Origin of the sequence: Weizmannia acidilactici (assembly GCF_008974225.1) — a bacterium.
In the GTDB taxonomy this organism is placed as follows: Bacteria; Bacillota; Bacilli; order Bacillales; family Bacillaceae_C; genus Weizmannia; species Weizmannia acidilactici.
The window spans coordinates 17,718-33,518 of record NZ_BKZR01000013.1 but is presented as its reverse complement, the minus strand read 5'-3'; the positions used below and the strand labels follow the sequence as shown (position 1 = coordinate 33,518).

The following is a 15,801-nucleotide window of genomic DNA, read 5'->3' as shown; positions in this document are numbered from 1 at the left end:
CTCCCAAAAAAGCTTGTTTTTACAAGGTATTCCGCCCTTAAAATAATTTATTGGCGAAAAGCTGCCAAAATATCGGCGGTACAGCAAAAGATAGCGGCAGGGGATATTTGTCCCCCAAGTTTTTAGCTAAAATCATTGGAAGATTCCCTGCAAAAAGATATACAATTTGAGAAAGAGTATACATAAAAAGGGGGACGCGCCATGCCACTTACAATTGCTTACATCGGATTTGGCAAAAGCACAAACCGTTATCATTTGCCTTATGTTTTGATCCGGGACTCCATTCGGGTGAAATCCATTTATAATCGTGAACGGAAACCGGAACTTGAACAACAATACGAAGGAAGAGGAATCTTTTTTACTAACCAAATTGAAGACATACTGAATGACGGGGACATTCAAATGGTGTCCATTTGCACGCCTCCCGATTCCCACTACGAATATGCGAAACTTTGCCTGGAAGCCGGGAAACATATCCTTGTCGAAAAACCTTTTTGCACAACAAAAAAAGAAGCTGAGGAGATCACAGCACTGGCAAAAGAAAAAGGGCTGGTTGCGATGCCCTATCAAAACCGGCGATTTGACGGGGATTTTCTCGCCGTGAAAGAAGTGCTCCAAAGCGGAAAAATCGGCGGACTCGTCGAAATTGAATCGCATTTTGATTATTATAGGCCGGATGCGCCAAGTGCCCCCGGAAAGTATTATGAAGGGGCATTGTACGGCCTCGGTGTCCATACGATTGACCAGATGATTTCGTTGTTCGGGCGCCCGCACCATGCTGCCTATGATATCCGTTCGGTACGGAACACAGAAAATCCGGACGACCTGTATGAAGTCCAGCTTTTCTATGATAATTTTAAAGCTATTGTGAAAACGAGCCACCTTGTGCTCGACCCATATCCGAAATGGATTCTCCACGGCACGAAAGGGAGCTTTATCAAATATGGCATTGACCAGCAGGAAACATGCCTGAAAGCTGGGAAAATGCCGGGCAGCGAAAATTTTGGGGTGGATCCGGAAGAAGCATATGGTAAACTTACTTACATCGATGCGGAAGGAAACATCGTGGAAGAAACAGTGCCGACACCGCAAGGCGATTACGGCCGCATCTATGACCTAATGTATGAGAGTATAATCAACGGTGCCGAAAAACTTGTCCGCGATGAGGAATTACTGGCCAACATGGAAATTTTGGAAAGGGGCTTTGAACAGCCGAGCCCAAGCGTGATAAAATTGTGATATAAAAGGGGCTGTCCAAAAAGCCCCTTTAAGCAGAAATTTTATTTAAATGACCTTTATAAAGCTTCTAAGAACTGTTTCAGGAGTATTATTTTCCTCTAACGGTCGTGAGTAAGCTTCTCAAAACCATTTTATTAGGAAAGTTTTGCTCAAACGGTCTTGAGTAAACTTCCCAGAACCATTTTCACGGGAAAATTTTAGCCCACTAAGTTCAGTTTACCGACTTTTGGGACAGCACCCCGGGCTCCCCGGCTACGCCTGTTTCAGCCCATGCTCGAGCGTTTCCAGCATCATTTTCTTTTCGTTTGCATCCGCATTGTTCCAAATCACTTCAAACAGGACGCCAAGCCCCGGCAGCATTTTTTCTTCACCTCTTTGAATGGCATCCACAATCGTATCTTCCAGCTGTTTCTGTGTGTCCCCGCTTACGTTATGGATGACAGCTTTCCGCAAATCCAAATTCATCACAGGCACTCCTTTCATCCAAATTCAATGGTAGCATTTCACAAGCCCGCTGTTTTTATGTATACTATTTCAAGATATAACTTTGATATGAGGGAGCAGGTACGGTGAAATTCATTCAATCCTTGCAAAACCCGCAAGTGAAACATTGGAAAAAACTCAGCACGAAAAAAGAACGCGGAAAAACGTTTACCTATTTGCTGGAAGGATTCCATCCGGTCGAAGAAGCGCTGAAAGAAAAAGTTGTGCTTGAAATCATACTTGAAGAAGGCGTCACAATGCCGGATTCTTGGGATATCGAAGGGCTGCCCGTTACAACGGTGGCGCATGAAATCAGCAAAGCCCTTGCCAATACGGAAACAAGCCAAGGCATTTTTGCCGTGTGCCGGATGAAGAAACAGCCGTCCAAAATCATCGGCAAACGTTTCCTGCTCATTGATGCCGTCCAGGATCCCGGCAATATCGGCACGATGATCCGTACAGCCGACGCCGCCGGGTTTGATGCCGTAATTTTAGGGAAAGGCTCTGCTGAAGCGTACAGCCCGAAAGTTTTGCGCGCCGCACAAGGGAGCCATCTGCATGTCGACCTGTTAAAGGGCGATTTAAACATGTGGATCGAAAAACTGAAGGAAGCGGACGTTCCGGTTTACGGGACAGCGCTTGATAATGGCGTTTCTTACCGTGAAGTGGATCCTGGGGACTCGTTTGCCATCCTTGTCGGCAATGAAGGAAGTGGTGTAAATCCGGATTTGCTCGCCAAAACCGAACAAAACTTATACATCCCGATTTTCGGCAAAAGCGAATCGCTGAACGTCGCAGTTGCTGCCGGGATTTTGATGTACGATTTTGCAATGCGTGACTAAAATTCTAAAATCCGTTTGAAATCCCGGGCGCATCCCGCTATAATAAAAAATAACTGAAAAATGTCAAAAACAATGACAGGGAAAAGTAGCTTTATGCTCGCCATGCAGGGAAAAAATGCCGCAGACTGGAAGCATTTTTATGGGGAAATAAAGCGAAGTTCACCCCTCGAGTTGCCGCTTGGACCATTGCCTGTGCAATGTAAAGGCGGGACGGTGCAAAGCCGTTATCCCAATGAGTGAACATAATTTTATTATGTTAATTAGGGTGGTACCGCGATACATACAACCTCGTCCCTTTGCTTGGGGCGGGGTTTTTTAACGCCCGAAAACTAAAGGAGGTACAGCATAATGGAAGAAAGATTAAAAGAACTGCAAACTGAAGCCCTCGCCAAAATCGAAGAAGCGGCCGATTTAAAAACATTAAACGACATTCGCGTTGCCTATCTCGGCAAAAAAGGGCCGATTACGGAAGTCCTGCGCGGGATGGGCAAATTATCGGCGGAAAAGCGGCCGAAAATGGGTGCGCTCGCCAATGCGGTAAGGGTTGCGATCCAAACCGGGATTGAAAAGAAACAGGTCGCTTTGGAAGCGGAAGCCATCGAAAAGCAACTGGCATCCGAAAAAATTGATGTCACGCTGCCGGGTCGCCCGGTAAAAACAGGAAACCAACATCCGCTTACAAAAGTCATCGAGGAAATTGAAGACTTGTTCATCGGGATGGGATACAAAATTGCCGAAGGGCCGGAAGTGGAAACCGATTATTACAATTTCGAAGCGCTGAACTTGCCGAAAGGGCATCCGGCGCGTGATATGCAGGACACCTTTTATATTACCGGGGAAATTTTGCTCAGGACCCATACGTCGCCGAACCAGGCAAGGACGCTTGAGAAGCATCATGGCAAAGGCCCTGTTAAAATCATCTGCCCGGGGAAAGTGTACCGACGCGATAACGACGATGCGACACATTCTCACCAGTTTATGCAGATTGAAGGGCTTGTCGTGGATGAAAACATCACCATGGCTGATTTAAAAGGCACCCTTGAAGTTTTTGCGAAAAAAATGTTCGGTGAAGACCGCGAAATCCGTCTGCGTCCGAGCTTTTTCCCGTTCACCGAACCATCTGTTGAAATGGATATTTCGTGCAAAATGTGCGGAGGGCACGGCTGCCATGTATGCAAAGGCACCGGCTGGATTGAAATTTTAGGGGCCGGCATGGTACATCCGCGCGTGTTAACAATGTCCGGATTTGATGCCGATAAGTACACTGGTTTTGCGTTCGGCATGGGGCCGGAGCGGATTGCGATGCTAAAATACGGCATCGATGACATCCGCCATTTCTATACGAACGATATCCGTTTCTTACAGCAGTTTTCCGTACAAGAATAAGGGAGGAATAAGCGATGTTTGTTTCATATAAATGGCTGCAGGAATATGTGGATTTGGACGGCATTTCGCCGGCAGAACTGGCCGAAAAAATTACGAGAACCGGGATTGAAGTCGAAAGCGTTGAATTCAGGGGCGAAGGCATTAAAAATGTCGTCGTCGGGCATGTGCTCGAAAAAGAAAAACATCCGAATGCCGATAAATTAAATAAATGCCTTGTCGATATCGGGGAAGGCGAACCGGTACAGATTATTTGTGGCGCGCCGAATGTCGATAAAGGGCAGAAAGTAGCGGTTGCGAAACCGGGCGCCTGGCTGCCGGGCCATGTGAAAATCAAACGCTCGAAGCTGCGCGGCGAGGAATCGAACGGTATGATCTGCTCGCTGCAGGAACTCGGCGTCGAAAGTAAGCTCGTGCAAAAAGAATTTGCAAACGGGATTTATGTTTTTCCAAATGATGTGGAAGTCGGGCAGGATGCGGTGCCGCTTTTAGGTTTGGATGATACGATCATTGAACTCGGCCTGACCCCGAACCGGGCGGACTGCTTAAGCATGCTTGGTGTGGCATATGAAGTGGCCGCGATTCTCGGCAGAGACGTGAAGCTGCCGGAAACGGAAGTGCAGGAAGTTTCCGACAAGGCAACAGAAGCCATTTCGGTGCGCGTGGATGCGAAGGAAGCCGCGCCATTATATACCCTAAAAGTCATCCGCAATGTAAAAATCGGCCCGTCCCCGCTTTGGATGCAGGTGCGCCTCATGGCTGAAGGGATCCGCCCGCACAACAATGTGGTCGACATTACGAACTATATTTTGCTCGAATACGGCCAGCCGCTCCATGCGTTTGACTACGACAAGCTCGGCTCGAAAGAAATCGTTGTCCGCATGGCGCACGAAGGCGAAAAAATAGTGACGCTTGATGATCAGGAACGCACGTTAAAATCAAGCCATTTGGTGATCACAAACGGCACCGTACCTGTCGCCATGGCCGGTGTGATGGGTGGCGCCAATTCGGAAGTATCCGATAGCACGACAACCGTTCTGCTTGAATCGGCTTATTTTGATGCTCAAACGATCCGCACTGCTTCGAAAGACCACGGGCTGCGCAGCGAAGCCAGCAGCCGCTATGAAAAAGGGATTGACCCGAACCGCGTGTATCCGGCAGCTGAAAGGGCCGCGATGCTCATGGCCAAATATGCCGGCGGGGAAGTGCTCTCCGGAATAGTTGAAGCAAACCATTTTCGGGTAGAACCTGCTGTCGTGACGATTACGCTTGAAAAAATCAACCGTGTGCTCGGCACAAATATCACACAGGAAGAAGTACTCGATATTTTTAAACGCCTGCAGTTTGAAGCAAAATACGAAGTCGGCCGTTTCACGGTCGTTGTGCCGACCCGCCGCGGTGATATTACAATCGAAGAAGATTTGATTGAGGAAGTCGCGCGCTTGTACGGCTATGACAATTTGCCGAAAACATTGCCGGCGGGTGCCGGGACACAGGGAGGTCTGACAAAAATCCAGAAAAAACGCCGCGTAACAAAACGTTTTTTGGAAGGCGCCGGATTGTACCAGGCAACGACCTATTCGTTAACAAGCGAAGAAAAAGCGCGTCAGTACGCGCTTGAAAAACGTGAGCCTGTCCGGATTTCCATGCCGATGAGCGAAGAGCGGAGCGTTTTGCGGTTGAGCATTTTGCCGCATTTGCTTGAATCTGTCGCCTATAATGTTGCCCGCAAAAATAACTCGGTTGCACTGTATGAAGTCGGCAACGTCTTTTTGAAAAAAGCGGAAGGAGAACAGCCGGAAGAACAGGAGCATCTCGCCGGTGCCATTACCGGACTTTGGGTCGCAAACCTTTGGCAGGGCGAAAAGAAAGCCGTGGATTTCTTCGTCGCGAAGGGGATTTTGGAAGGTTTGTTTGAAAAACTCGGCGTTGCGGATGCAGTATCTTTCCAGGCGCAGGAAATCGACGGGCTGCATCCGGGAAGGACGGCGAAAATTTTGCTTGGCGGGAACGTAATCGGTTTTGTCGGCCAGGTGCATCCGAATGTGCAAAAAGAGCTGGACATTAAGGAAACGTACGTATTTGAACTGAAGCTCGGTCCGGTTTACGATTATCCGGTTGAGCCGATTCAATACCAGCCGATCCCGAGATTTCCGGCGGTCACTCGGGATATTGCTCTCGTTGTGGATCGGGGTGTGGAAGCCGGACATTTGCAGACTGTTATTGAAGAAGCCGGCGGTGCGCTGTTGAAATCCGTTTCCATTTTTGATTTGTATGATGGCGAACATATGGAACCGGGTAAAAAATCCATTGCCTTCTCGCTTACTTATTACGATCCGGAACGCACATTAACGGATGAAGAAGTAGTTTCCCAGCATGAAAAAGTGCTGGCTGCGGTAAAAGAAAAAACAGGCGCGGAATTAAGGGGATAATTCGTGAATGAGGAGAGGCCGTGATGGTCTTCTCCTTTTTTCATGATGATCTAATTGGATGACCAGGCAGGAATTCCATGGAGAACGGGGATCATTTATTAAAAATAGGCGAGAAAAAATTCAATATTGGGGAGAAACATCCGGATCGGGTAGAAGCCGTGATACGGGCGAGAAACAAATGGAAAATGGGGATCATTTTTCAAGAGGCAAGAAAAATACCGAAAATCGTTGGAGAAAGAAACCGCAATCGGGGAGAATCAGCTGTGTAAAAATGAGCCTGTTCCAAAAAAAGAACAGGCCCTGGAAACCAAATCGAAACTATTTTACACCCGCAATCCGCTTTGCTTTTTCCGTATTGGCAAAATGGAGTTTCACAAAATGCGGCAGCACGTCCAAGCCGCGTGCCTTGATCAGCCGTGCACAAGCGGCATCTACCTGTGCCCCGGCCCCCTTTGGCAACACACCCCCGGCTTCCTTGCCCAATTTTTCAAACTCACGCACAAATGCGTACCTGGCCAGGATCGAAGCGGCCGCAACCGCAAGATGGACGCTCTCCCCTTTTGTGCTGAAAAACACGTTGTCGCGCACCACATTTTTTTCGTTTTGCAAATACCGGTAATAGGTCGGGGCTTCAGCAAACTGGTCCACTAAAATTGCATCCGGCTTTTCCGGCGCGATTTTTTGCAATAGATTGTAGAGGGCGCGGTTATGGAGCATGGCTTTCATTTTTCCCTGAGACATCCCGGACTGCTGGAGCCGGTTATACTTTTCATTTGGCAAAACCAACAAGCTGTAAGGGATAAAGTGGAGCAGTTCTTTTGCGATGCTTGCAATCTGATGGTCTGCCAATCCTTTCGAATCTTTCACACCCAATTCCTTTAAGAGCGGAATCTGGTCTTTTTTTACGTAAGTGCTGGCCACCGTGATAGGGCCGAAATAGTCACCCGTTCCGACTTCATCGGAACCGATGACAGACATCGAGCCAATATACGGCGGCAGCGGGTTGCCGGAAGTTTTTGGTTTAGCGCTAGCAGGCTTCTTTTCCACTGCCTTTCCCCATTTTGCGGCTTCAGCTTCGCCTCCGGGCCCCTGAAACAGCACTTTTCCCGACCGGTAAGCGGTGACCTGGCATCCCGGGATTTTCGCGGCAAAAATTGCGCCGGCAGGTATTTTATTCAATTGGGCAGTTTGATAATATTCTTTCATTTCCTGGATGGCTGAATGTGAAGCCAGAATGACAGTATTGGACATTTTGATTCCTCCAGAGGATTGAGATTTGTATGAAAATGTTCGACAGTGTTAGACAAAGGGTTTTCCAACATGATATGATAAGGAATAGGATTCTTAAAAGGGGAGGCAAGCAACATTGGAAAAAACCCGAATTACAATCGGCATATACGGACAGCAATATACCATAGTTGGAACGGATCCGGCAAGCCATATTCGCTTAGTTGCCTCGATGGTCGATGAAAGAATGCGGGAAATCAGTGCAAAGAATCCTTCATTAGATACGAGTAAACTGGCTGTCCTGACAGCCGTGAATGCTGTCCATGATTATATAAAGCTGAAAGAGCAGTATGAGCTGCTTGAGCAGCATTATTTACAATTATTAAAGAAGGATGAAGGTGAACATGGTTAATATAATCATCATCTTGTTGCTGGTGCTCGGTTTTTTTAACGGAAAGCGGAAAGGCTTTATTCTGCAGGCTGTTCATATTGCAGGGTTTGCCATCGCCTCCATTGTCGCTTATATGCTGTATGATGATCTGGCGGAAAAACTTAAGCTGTGGATTCCTTACCCATCCTTCAGTCAAACAAGCCCGTTTGCGCTTCTTGTTCACCAATCCGATATGGAGACCGCTTTTTACCGGATCATCGCTTTTGCCATCCTTTTCTTTGCCGTAAGGATCTTTTTGAATATTGTGGGGTCTTCTCTTACTTTTGTGGCCCAGCTGCCGGTTTTAAAACAAATAAACGGATGGGCGGGCGGAATCTTGGGTTTTGCCGAGCTGTATCTGATCCTCTTTATTATACTGTACATTGGATCCTTGCTGCCGATTGATTCCATCCAAACTGCGCTGAGCCAGTCTGCCGTCGCGGAAGGTATGATCAAAAATACCCCGTACATTTCGGGTCTTGTGGAACAGTGGTGGACGAAATAAGAAAAGCACAGGTTGCCCGTGATCTGCGTATGGAACAGCGGGCGCTTTCTCGGGGTAAAAGAACGACCAGGCACAGGGCAGATGCCACACATATATAAGCGGAAGCGGCCAAACAAGCACTTCTCTTTGCCGGGAAGTGTTTCTTTTTGGATTGGCTCTGTTACGTGCAGGGTGAAGGCGCAACTTGCGGATCCCCTGTAGGAGGCAGCCCCTCCCGCCATGTTTTTCGGGATTCCCGATCATCCATCATATCAATTATAAAGCGCGCCGCTTCATGAATAAATGAAAATTTGCTAGTATTATTAAATGAAATAAAGGAAAATCAGTCTCCAAAGGGGGCAGGCGTATGCAGATAGATAAACGTAGCGTAATCCGATTGCTGGAACAAATAGCGGTCTATATGGAACTCAAAGGGGAAAACCACTTCAAAATCGCTGCCTACCGTAAGGCTGCATCAGCATTGGAAGCGGACGGTCGCGACATTTCTGAGATCGACAACTTTTTGGAACTTCCGCATATCGGAAAAGCGACTGCCTCGACGATCGAAGAATTCCTTTCTACCGGAAAATCTTCCTTGCTTGAGCAATTAAAAAATGAGATTCCAAAAGGATTAATCCCGTTAATGCAAATACAGGGCCTCGGGGCCAAAAAAATATCAAAGTTGTACAGGGAACTTGGCATTATGGATGCGGAGTCTTTGAGAAAAGCATGTGAAGAAGGGAAAGTGGAAACGTTAAAAGGTTTCGGAAAAACAACCCAGTCCAATATTTTACGGGCCCTTGATGCGCTCGGGGCAAAAACGGACCGGTATCCGATCGGCCAAATGGTTCCGGTTCTTTTGATGATAGAAGAGACCCTTTCCCAGATCAGAAAAGTGGAAAAATTTTCCCGAGCCGGAAGTGCAAGACGGTTTGAAGAAACATTAAAAGGCCTCGATTATGTCATTGCCACATTTGATCCAAAGCCCGTTATAGAGGAAATTCTCCAGATGAATGAAGTGGTGGAAGCCGTCGCGGTCAGGCTATCAAAAGTGACGGTCAAACTGAAAGGCGAAAACGGCTTGCAAGTCACTTTCCGCGTTGTCCCGCCCGACCAATATGCTGCGGCGCTCCAATATTTTACGGGGTCAAAACAGCATAATCGCCGGATGAGGCAGATCGCCAAAGAACGTGGCGAAAAAATTAGCGAATACGGCGTGGAAAGGCTTGATACCGGAGAATTTTTAACATTTTCAAGCGAAGCGTCGCTATACCATTATTTTGGCTTACCGTACATCCCTCCTGAAATCCGTGATGATGGCAGTGAAATTGAAATGTATAAAGGAACCCCGTTTATCCAGTTGGATGACCTGCGAGGCGATTTGCACATGCATACGGACTGGTCCGATGGAAAAGCTTCGCTTGAAAAGATGGTCAATGCGTGCAGGCGAAAGGGATACGAATATATCGCCATTACCGACCATTCCAAGTATTTAAAGGTGGCAAACGGGCTGTCACGTGAACGCTTGCTGAAACAAATGGAAGAAATCCGCCACTTGAATGAAAAATATCCGGATATCCTCATTTTATCCGGTATTGAAATGGATATCTTGCCGGACGGGACATTGGACTTTGATGACGGCCTCCTTTCCAGGCTCGATTTTGTGATTGCATCGATCCATTCCGGCTTCGGGCAGAGCCGCACACAAATCATGAAACGGTTCCGGCGGGCATTTGAAAATCCGCATATTGATATGATTGCCCATCCGACCGGCAGATTGGTCGGGAAAAGGCAGGGCTACGATGTGGATATAGATCTTTTAATCCAATGGGCAAAAGAAACCAATACGATACTGGAATTAAGCGGGGATCCGAACCGGTTGGATTTATCCGCAACAAATGCCAGGAAAGCGCAGGAGGCCGGCGTGAAAATCGCCATTAACACCGATGCGCACAGCATCAGGGAATTGGACAATATTGCATTCGGAGTTGGAACGGCAAGAAAAGGCTGGATTGAACCGAAAAATGTTGTCAATACGTTTTCGAGGGAACAATTCATCCGCTTTTTAAATGAAAAGCGCAGATAAATTTTACTGCCGGGAAAATCCGCCGGCCGCCCCGTTGTAAGCGGACTTCGCGGCCATGGACAAATTATTAAACGGCCAAAACAGAGTGCAGTTTTCCGGGGACAGGAGATCCGGAAAGCATGGAGGATGAATATATGAAAGGAAAAATCATCAAAACGCTGGAGTTTGATAAAATTAAGGGCTTACTGCTTGAGCACGCCTCTTCGCCGCTAGGGGCCGAGAAAATTGAAGCGCTGTTTCCTTCCTCTTCTTATGAAGAAGTCATGCGGATGCAGGAGGAAACGGATGAAGCGGCCCGGGTGCTCCGCTTAAAAGGGCATGTTCCGCTATCAGGGATATATGACATCCGCCGCCATCTGAAAAGGGCGTCAATCGGGGGCAGGCTGAACCCAGCGGAACTTATGCAGATCGCCAGCACCATTTATGCCAGCCGCTCAATGAAATGTTTTATTGAAGGCATCGTAGAGGAAGGCACTGAACTCCCGATTTTAGGGGGAATGGCGGAGGGCATTGCAATCCTAACCCCGCTTGAGCATGAAATCAAAAATGCGATCGACGAAAACGGTGAAGTGCTCGATACAGCAAGCGAAACATTAAGGCAGATTCGCCAAGGGCTGCGCGGAACAGAACGGCGTATCCGCGAAAAGCTGGAAGGGTACATTCGCGGAAAAAATGCGGCCAAAATGCTGTCGGATGCCATTATTACGATTCGCAATGAACGCTACGTGATCCCGGTCAAGCAGGAATACCGCGCCAATTACGGGGGTATTGTACATGACCAGTCTTCTTCCGGGCAGACGCTGTTTATCGAGCCACAGTCAGTCGTGGAACTGAATAACCAGCTCCGCGAATGGCATTTGAAAGAGCAGCAGGAAATCGACAGGATTTTAAGCGGGTTGTCGGCTGCCGTTGCCGGACAAGCCGGCGAACTGGGAACAATCATTGGGATTTTAGCTGATTTTGATTTTATTTTTGCCAAAGCTTTATACGGCAGGTCGATAAAAGGGTCGAAACCATCCATGAACAAAGATGGTATCATCCGCCTGTTCAAAGCCAGGCACCCTTTGCTGCCGATGGACAAGGTTGTGCCGAATGATATCGCGCTTGGCAAGGATTATACAACCATTGTCATTACCGGGCCGAATACGGGAGGGAAAACCATTACGTTAAAAACAATCGGTATATGCACGCTGATGGCGCAGGCTGGGCTGCAGATCCCCGCTCTAGATGGCTCGGAAATGGCGGTGTTCAAAGAAGTATTTGCCGATATCGGTGATGAGCAGTCGATCGAGCAGAGTCTGAGTACGTTTTCGTCGCATATGACAAATATTGTCGACATTTTGAACCGTGTTGATCGCGAATCGCTCGTATTATTTGATGAGCTCGGTGCCGGGACCGACCCGCAGGAAGGGGCAGCCCTTGCAATTTCCATTTTGGATGAGGTTTACAACCGGGGGGCGCGCGTTGTCGCCACGACACACTACCCGGAATTGAAGGCATACGGCTATAACCGCAAAGGCGTCATCAATGCAAGCGTCGAGTTTGACGTCGACACTTTGAGTCCGACATACCGGCTTTTGATTGGCGTTCCGGGGCGGAGCAATGCGTTTGAGATTTCCGAACGGCTCGGGCTGTCCCCTTCCATCATTGAACATGCCAAGTCGTATATCGGCGCGGACACGAACCAGGTCGACAATATGATTGCTGCGCTTGAATCTGCAAGGCGCGAGGCGGAAAAAGAGCGGCAGGAAGCGCACGAACTTGTGAAAAATGCCGAAAAACTACATAAAGATTTGCAAAAACAGATGATGGAATTTTATGCCCGCCGTGATGAGCTGTATGAAAAAGCCGAAGCAAAAGCGGCAAAAGTGGTGGAACAGGCGAAAGAAAAAGCTGAAGAAATTATCCGTGATTTGCGGAAAATGCAGCTCGATACGAAAGCAAATATTAAAGAACACGAACTGATAGAAGCGAGAAAACGGCTCGAGGAAGCCGCGCCGAAACTGGATAAATCAAAACCGCACGCTAAGGCGAAGCAGCAGCATACGTTCCGGCCTGGCGACGAAGTAAAGGTATTGAGCTTCAACCAAAAAGGCACACTGCTTGAAAAAACGGGTAGCGGCGAGTGGCAGGTGCAAATGGGTATCATGAAAATGAAAGTGAAAGAATCTGACCTCGAATTTATCCAGGTGCCGCAAAAACAGCCAGAAAAGCACCTTACAACCGTAAAGGGGCCTGATTACCATGTCAACCTGGAGATCGATTTGCGCGGCGAGCGCTATGAAGACGCACTGTTAAAAGTTGAAAAATATATTGACGATGCGCTTTTGGCCGGCTATCCGCGTGTCTCAATCATCCACGGCAAAGGGACAGGTGCACTTCGAAACGGCGTACAGGAATATTTGAAGCACCACCGCGCAGTGAAACGCATCCGCCTTGGCGAAGCAGGGGAAGGAGGAAGCGGCGTGACAATTGTAGAATTTAAATAAACCAAGCAGGCAGGGGGATGGCAAATGTTTTTGGACAGGCTTGCAAAAATTTTAATTGTGTGCTGCATCATTTTTGTGCTGCTTGGCATTATTTATCTTGCCATTGCAGACTAACGGAGGGAGAAGGAGCGGATCCTTCTCCTTTTTCGGTACAAAGATTTGTCAGCGATTTTATCTTTCGTTATAATAAAATGAGAAATGGGAATTTTCAAATACTATTAAAGTTGGAGTGATGCAAATGTCAGAAAAGCCGTGGCTGTCCCAGTATCCACCGGAAATCCCGACTTCCATTGAGTATGAGCGCAAACCGGTCTGTGCTTTTTTGACCGAAGCGGCAGAATGCTATCCCGAAAAGAAGGCGCTCCATTTCATAGGAAAAGAAATGTCGTACCGGGAAGTATATGAGTCCGCGCTGAAATTTGCCCGGTATTTAAAAAAATCGGGGTGGAAAAGGGCGACAGGGTTGCGGTCTTGATTCCGAATTCTCCGCAGGCGGTGATCGGTTTTTACGGTGTCCTTTATGCAGGGGGCGTTGCTGTCATGACAAACCCGCTCTATACGGAAAGGGAGCTTGAATACCAGCTGAAAGACTCCGGTTCCAAGGTAATTTTGACGGTTGACTTTTTATATCCAGTTGTGGCAAAAGTTTTTCGAAAAACTGATCTCAAGCACATTATTGTAACCGCTATCGAAGATTATCTGCCGTTCCCAAAAAATGTTCTATATCGTTTTATCCAAATGAAACAGATGGGTATTGCCGTACAGGTGAAACACGAAACCCACCAACATTTGCTGAAAAGGATTTTACAGGAAGAAAAAGCGGAGCCGCTGGACATTCCGTTCGACTTTGAAGAGGACCTGGCGATACTCCAATATACATGCGGCACAACTGGCGTGCCAAAAGGGGTTATGCTGACGCACAAAAATCTCATTGCGAACGCGGCGATGTGTGGCGCCTAGATGTATAAAGCGAAAAAAGGGGAAGAAGTCGTGCTCGGCTTGCTTCCGTTCTTCCATGTGTATGGCATGACAACCGTGCTGATCCTTTCTGTCATGCAGGGCTTCAAAATGATATTAATCCCGCGTTTTGACGGAGGATCATTACTGAAAACGATCGAAAAACAGCGTCCGACAATGTTTCCCGGTGCACCGACGATTTATATCGGACTTTTGAACCATCCAAAAATCGGGCGATATGACTTATCATCGATCGAAGCGTGCATCAGCGGTTCCGCCCCGTTGCCGGTAGAAGTGCAGCAAAAATTTGAAGAAGTGACGGGCGGCAAGCTTGTAGAAGGGTACGGGCTCAGCGAATCTTCCCCCGTGACACACGCCAATTTTGTTTGGGGAAAACGCGTAAAAGGGAGCGTCGGTGTGCCATGGCCGGATACGGACTGCCGGATCCTCTCTCTGAAAGACGAAAAGCCTTTGCCGCCGGGCGAGGTTGGTGAGCTGGCAGTCAAGGGCCCGCAAGTTATGAAAGGCTACTGGAACAGGCCTGAAGAAACGGCGGAGGTGCTGAAAGACGGCTGGCTCTTGACAGGTGACTTGGCGTATATGAATGAGGAGGGTTTTTTCTATATCGTCGACCGTAAAAAAGATATCATCATTGCGGGCGGCTATAATATTTACCCGCGCGAAGTCGAAGAAGTGTTATACGAACATCCGGCTGTGCAGGAAGCGGTTGTCGCCGGGGTTCCGCATCCGTACCGCGGGGAAACGGTCAAAGCTTATATTGTGCTGAAAGAGAACATGACAGTGACGGAAAAGGAACTGGACCGATTTGCGCGCAAATATCTTGCGGCTTACAAAGTCCCGCGCATTTACGAGTTCCGCGATGAACTGCCGAAAACCGCAGTCGGCAAAATTTTGCGTCGCTCATTGGTTGCAGTAGAAAAAGAAAAGGTGGAAAATGGAGATGAGAAGATCAGTTAGCAAAACTTTTTTCAAAACAGCACTTGACAAGCGGGCGAATCATATATAATATAAAATTATGAATGAATGATCATTCATTTTAAATACAGCTGTTATCGAAATAGGTGTTCTAACTTATAGATGAAAAGATGAAAGGTGATAGTCCGTGAAAAAAAATAAACCGAAATACAAACAGATTATAGATGCAGCAGTGGTGGTTATAGCGCAACACGGCTATCATCAAGCTCAGGTGTCAAAAATTGCAAAACAGGCGGGGGTAGCAGACGGAACGATCTACTTGTATTTCAAAAACAAAGAAGACATCCTTATTTCTTTGTTTGAAGAAAAAATGCAATTATTTATTGAAAATATTTCTGATTTTATTGAAGGGGATTACAGCCCTTCCGAGAAATTGCTGAAAATGATCGAAAACCACTTCAAAATACTGTCAAGCGACCATAATTTGGCGGTTGTCACGCAATTGGAATTAAGGCAAACGAACAAAGATTTGCGGTTAAAAATCAACAGTGTGCTGAAAGAGTATTTGACGCTCGTTGACAAAATTATCCGCGAAGGGATGGAAACGGGAGAATTTGATCCGGAGCTTGATGTCCGGCTGGTGCGGCAGATGATTTTTGGGACAGTAGACGAAACGGTGACAACATGGGTGATGAACGAAGGAAAATACAATCTCGTTTCATTAGCTGCACCCGTCCATCACTTAATCATTAACGGCTGCGGCAGGAAAAAGGCGGTTTAGCTCCTGCCGGGCTTCCCATAAAAAGTGAGGGG

The 15,801-nt window shown here is 47.5% G+C and carries 12 protein-coding genes, 1 pseudogene and 1 other annotated feature; of the genes and pseudogenes, 11 read left to right on the top strand and 2 right to left on the bottom strand.

Annotation, left to right across the window (positions count from 1 at the left end; translation table 11 throughout):
* Nucleotides 1-201 precede the first annotated feature (201 nt).
* Entirely contained in the window at nucleotides 202-1,239 is a 1,038-nt protein-coding gene (locus GBH70_RS06610) for an oxidoreductase (protein WP_151680299.1), read from the top strand.
* Between the two features lie 252 nt (nucleotides 1,240-1,491).
* Here GBH70_RS06610 and sspI read toward each other — a convergent pair whose 3' ends face one another.
* Entirely contained in the window at nucleotides 1,492-1,704 is a 213-nt protein-coding gene (gene sspI / locus GBH70_RS06605; protein ID WP_151680298.1) for a small acid-soluble spore protein SspI, read from the bottom strand.
* A 104-nt stretch (nucleotides 1,705-1,808) separates the two neighbouring features.
* On the opposite strand from sspI, the gene GBH70_RS06600 reads away from it, so the two are divergent.
* From GBH70_RS06600 to GBH70_RS06585, 4 genes are all read left to right on the top strand, one after another.
* Entirely contained in the window at nucleotides 1,809-2,564 is a 756-nt protein-coding gene (locus tag GBH70_RS06600) for a TrmH family RNA methyltransferase (RefSeq protein WP_151680297.1), read from the top strand.
* A gap of 63 nt (nucleotides 2,565-2,627) precedes the next feature.
* Nucleotides 2,628-2,863, top strand: a binding site (T-box leader).
* 49 nt (nucleotides 2,864-2,912) lie between these two features.
* Nucleotides 2,913-3,950, top strand: a complete 1,038-nt coding sequence (gene pheS, locus GBH70_RS06595) for a phenylalanine--tRNA ligase subunit alpha (protein WP_151680296.1) — start codon at nucleotides 2,913-2,915, stop codon at nucleotides 3,948-3,950.
* A gap of 14 nt (nucleotides 3,951-3,964) precedes the next feature.
* Nucleotides 3,965-6,379, top strand: a complete 2,415-nt coding sequence (gene pheT / locus GBH70_RS06590; RefSeq protein WP_151680295.1) for a phenylalanine--tRNA ligase subunit beta — start codon at nucleotides 3,965-3,967, stop codon at nucleotides 6,377-6,379.
* Between the two features lie 77 nt (nucleotides 6,380-6,456).
* Entirely contained in the window at nucleotides 6,457-6,648 is a 192-nt protein-coding gene (locus GBH70_RS06585) for a hypothetical protein (RefSeq protein ID WP_151680294.1), read from the top strand.
* Nucleotides 6,649-6,697: 49 nt separating this feature from the next.
* On the opposite strand, the gene rnhC is transcribed toward GBH70_RS06585, so the two are convergent.
* Complete coding sequence (gene rnhC, locus GBH70_RS06580) at nucleotides 6,698-7,630, bottom strand: ribonuclease HIII (protein ID WP_151680293.1); 933 nt, start codon at nucleotides 7,628-7,630, stop codon at nucleotides 6,698-6,700.
* 115 nt (nucleotides 7,631-7,745) lie between these two features.
* Here rnhC and zapA point away from each other — a divergent pair, with 115 nt between their 5' ends.
* The 6 genes and pseudogenes from zapA (at nucleotide 7,746) to fadR (ending at nucleotide 15,769) form a co-directional block, all read left to right on the top strand.
* Nucleotides 7,746-8,018: a cell division protein ZapA gene (gene zapA, locus GBH70_RS06575; protein ID WP_151680292.1), complete on the top strand. Its 273-nt coding sequence runs from the start codon at nucleotides 7,746-7,748 to the stop codon at nucleotides 8,016-8,018.
* Nucleotides 8,011-8,541, top strand: coding sequence for a CvpA family protein (locus GBH70_RS06570; RefSeq protein ID WP_172967490.1), 531 nt, complete (start codon nucleotides 8,011-8,013; stop codon nucleotides 8,539-8,541). Before zapA ends, GBH70_RS06570 begins: the two co-directional genes overlap by 8 nt.
* Before the next feature lie 346 nt (nucleotides 8,542-8,887).
* Entirely contained in the window at nucleotides 8,888-10,606 is a 1,719-nt protein-coding gene (gene polX / locus GBH70_RS06565) for a DNA polymerase/3'-5' exonuclease PolX (protein ID WP_151680290.1), read from the top strand.
* 134 nt (nucleotides 10,607-10,740) lie between these two features.
* The gene (locus GBH70_RS06560) at nucleotides 10,741-13,095 is read left to right on the top strand and encodes an endonuclease MutS2 (protein WP_151680289.1); all 2,355 of its coding nucleotides are present in this window, start codon (nucleotides 10,741-10,743) and stop codon (nucleotides 13,093-13,095) included.
* A 238-nt stretch (nucleotides 13,096-13,333) separates the two neighbouring features.
* Nucleotides 13,334-15,030: pseudogene (locus GBH70_RS06555) on the top strand (AMP-binding protein).
* A 145-nt stretch (nucleotides 15,031-15,175) separates the two neighbouring features.
* Nucleotides 15,176-15,769, top strand: a complete 594-nt coding sequence (gene fadR, locus GBH70_RS06550) for a fatty acid metabolism transcriptional regulator FadR (protein WP_151680288.1) — start codon at nucleotides 15,176-15,178, stop codon at nucleotides 15,767-15,769.
* Nucleotides 15,770-15,801 lie beyond the last annotated feature (32 nt).

Coding starts and splice junctions, on each gene's coding strand:
- GBH70_RS06585 (WP_151680294.1), top strand. CDS start 6,457: ATGGAGAACGGGGATCATTTATTAAAAATAGGCGAGAAAAAATTCAAT.
- rnhC (WP_151680293.1), bottom strand. CDS start 7,630: ATGTCCAATACTGTCATTCTGGCTTCACATTCAGCCATCCAGGAAATG.
- polX (WP_151680290.1), top strand. CDS start 8,888: ATGCAGATAGATAAACGTAGCGTAATCCGATTGCTGGAACAAATAGCG.
- GBH70_RS06570 (WP_172967490.1), top strand. CDS start 8,011: ATGGTTAATATAATCATCATCTTGTTGCTGGTGCTCGGTTTTTTTAAC.
- pheT (WP_151680295.1), top strand. CDS start 3,965: ATGTTTGTTTCATATAAATGGCTGCAGGAATATGTGGATTTGGACGGC.
- sspI (WP_151680298.1), bottom strand. CDS start 1,704: ATGAATTTGGATTTGCGGAAAGCTGTCATCCATAACGTAAGCGGGGAC.
- GBH70_RS06610 (WP_151680299.1), top strand. CDS start 202: ATGCCACTTACAATTGCTTACATCGGATTTGGCAAAAGCACAAACCGT.
- pheS (WP_151680296.1), top strand. CDS start 2,913: ATGGAAGAAAGATTAAAAGAACTGCAAACTGAAGCCCTCGCCAAAATC.
- GBH70_RS06560 (WP_151680289.1), top strand. CDS start 10,741: ATGAAAGGAAAAATCATCAAAACGCTGGAGTTTGATAAAATTAAGGGC.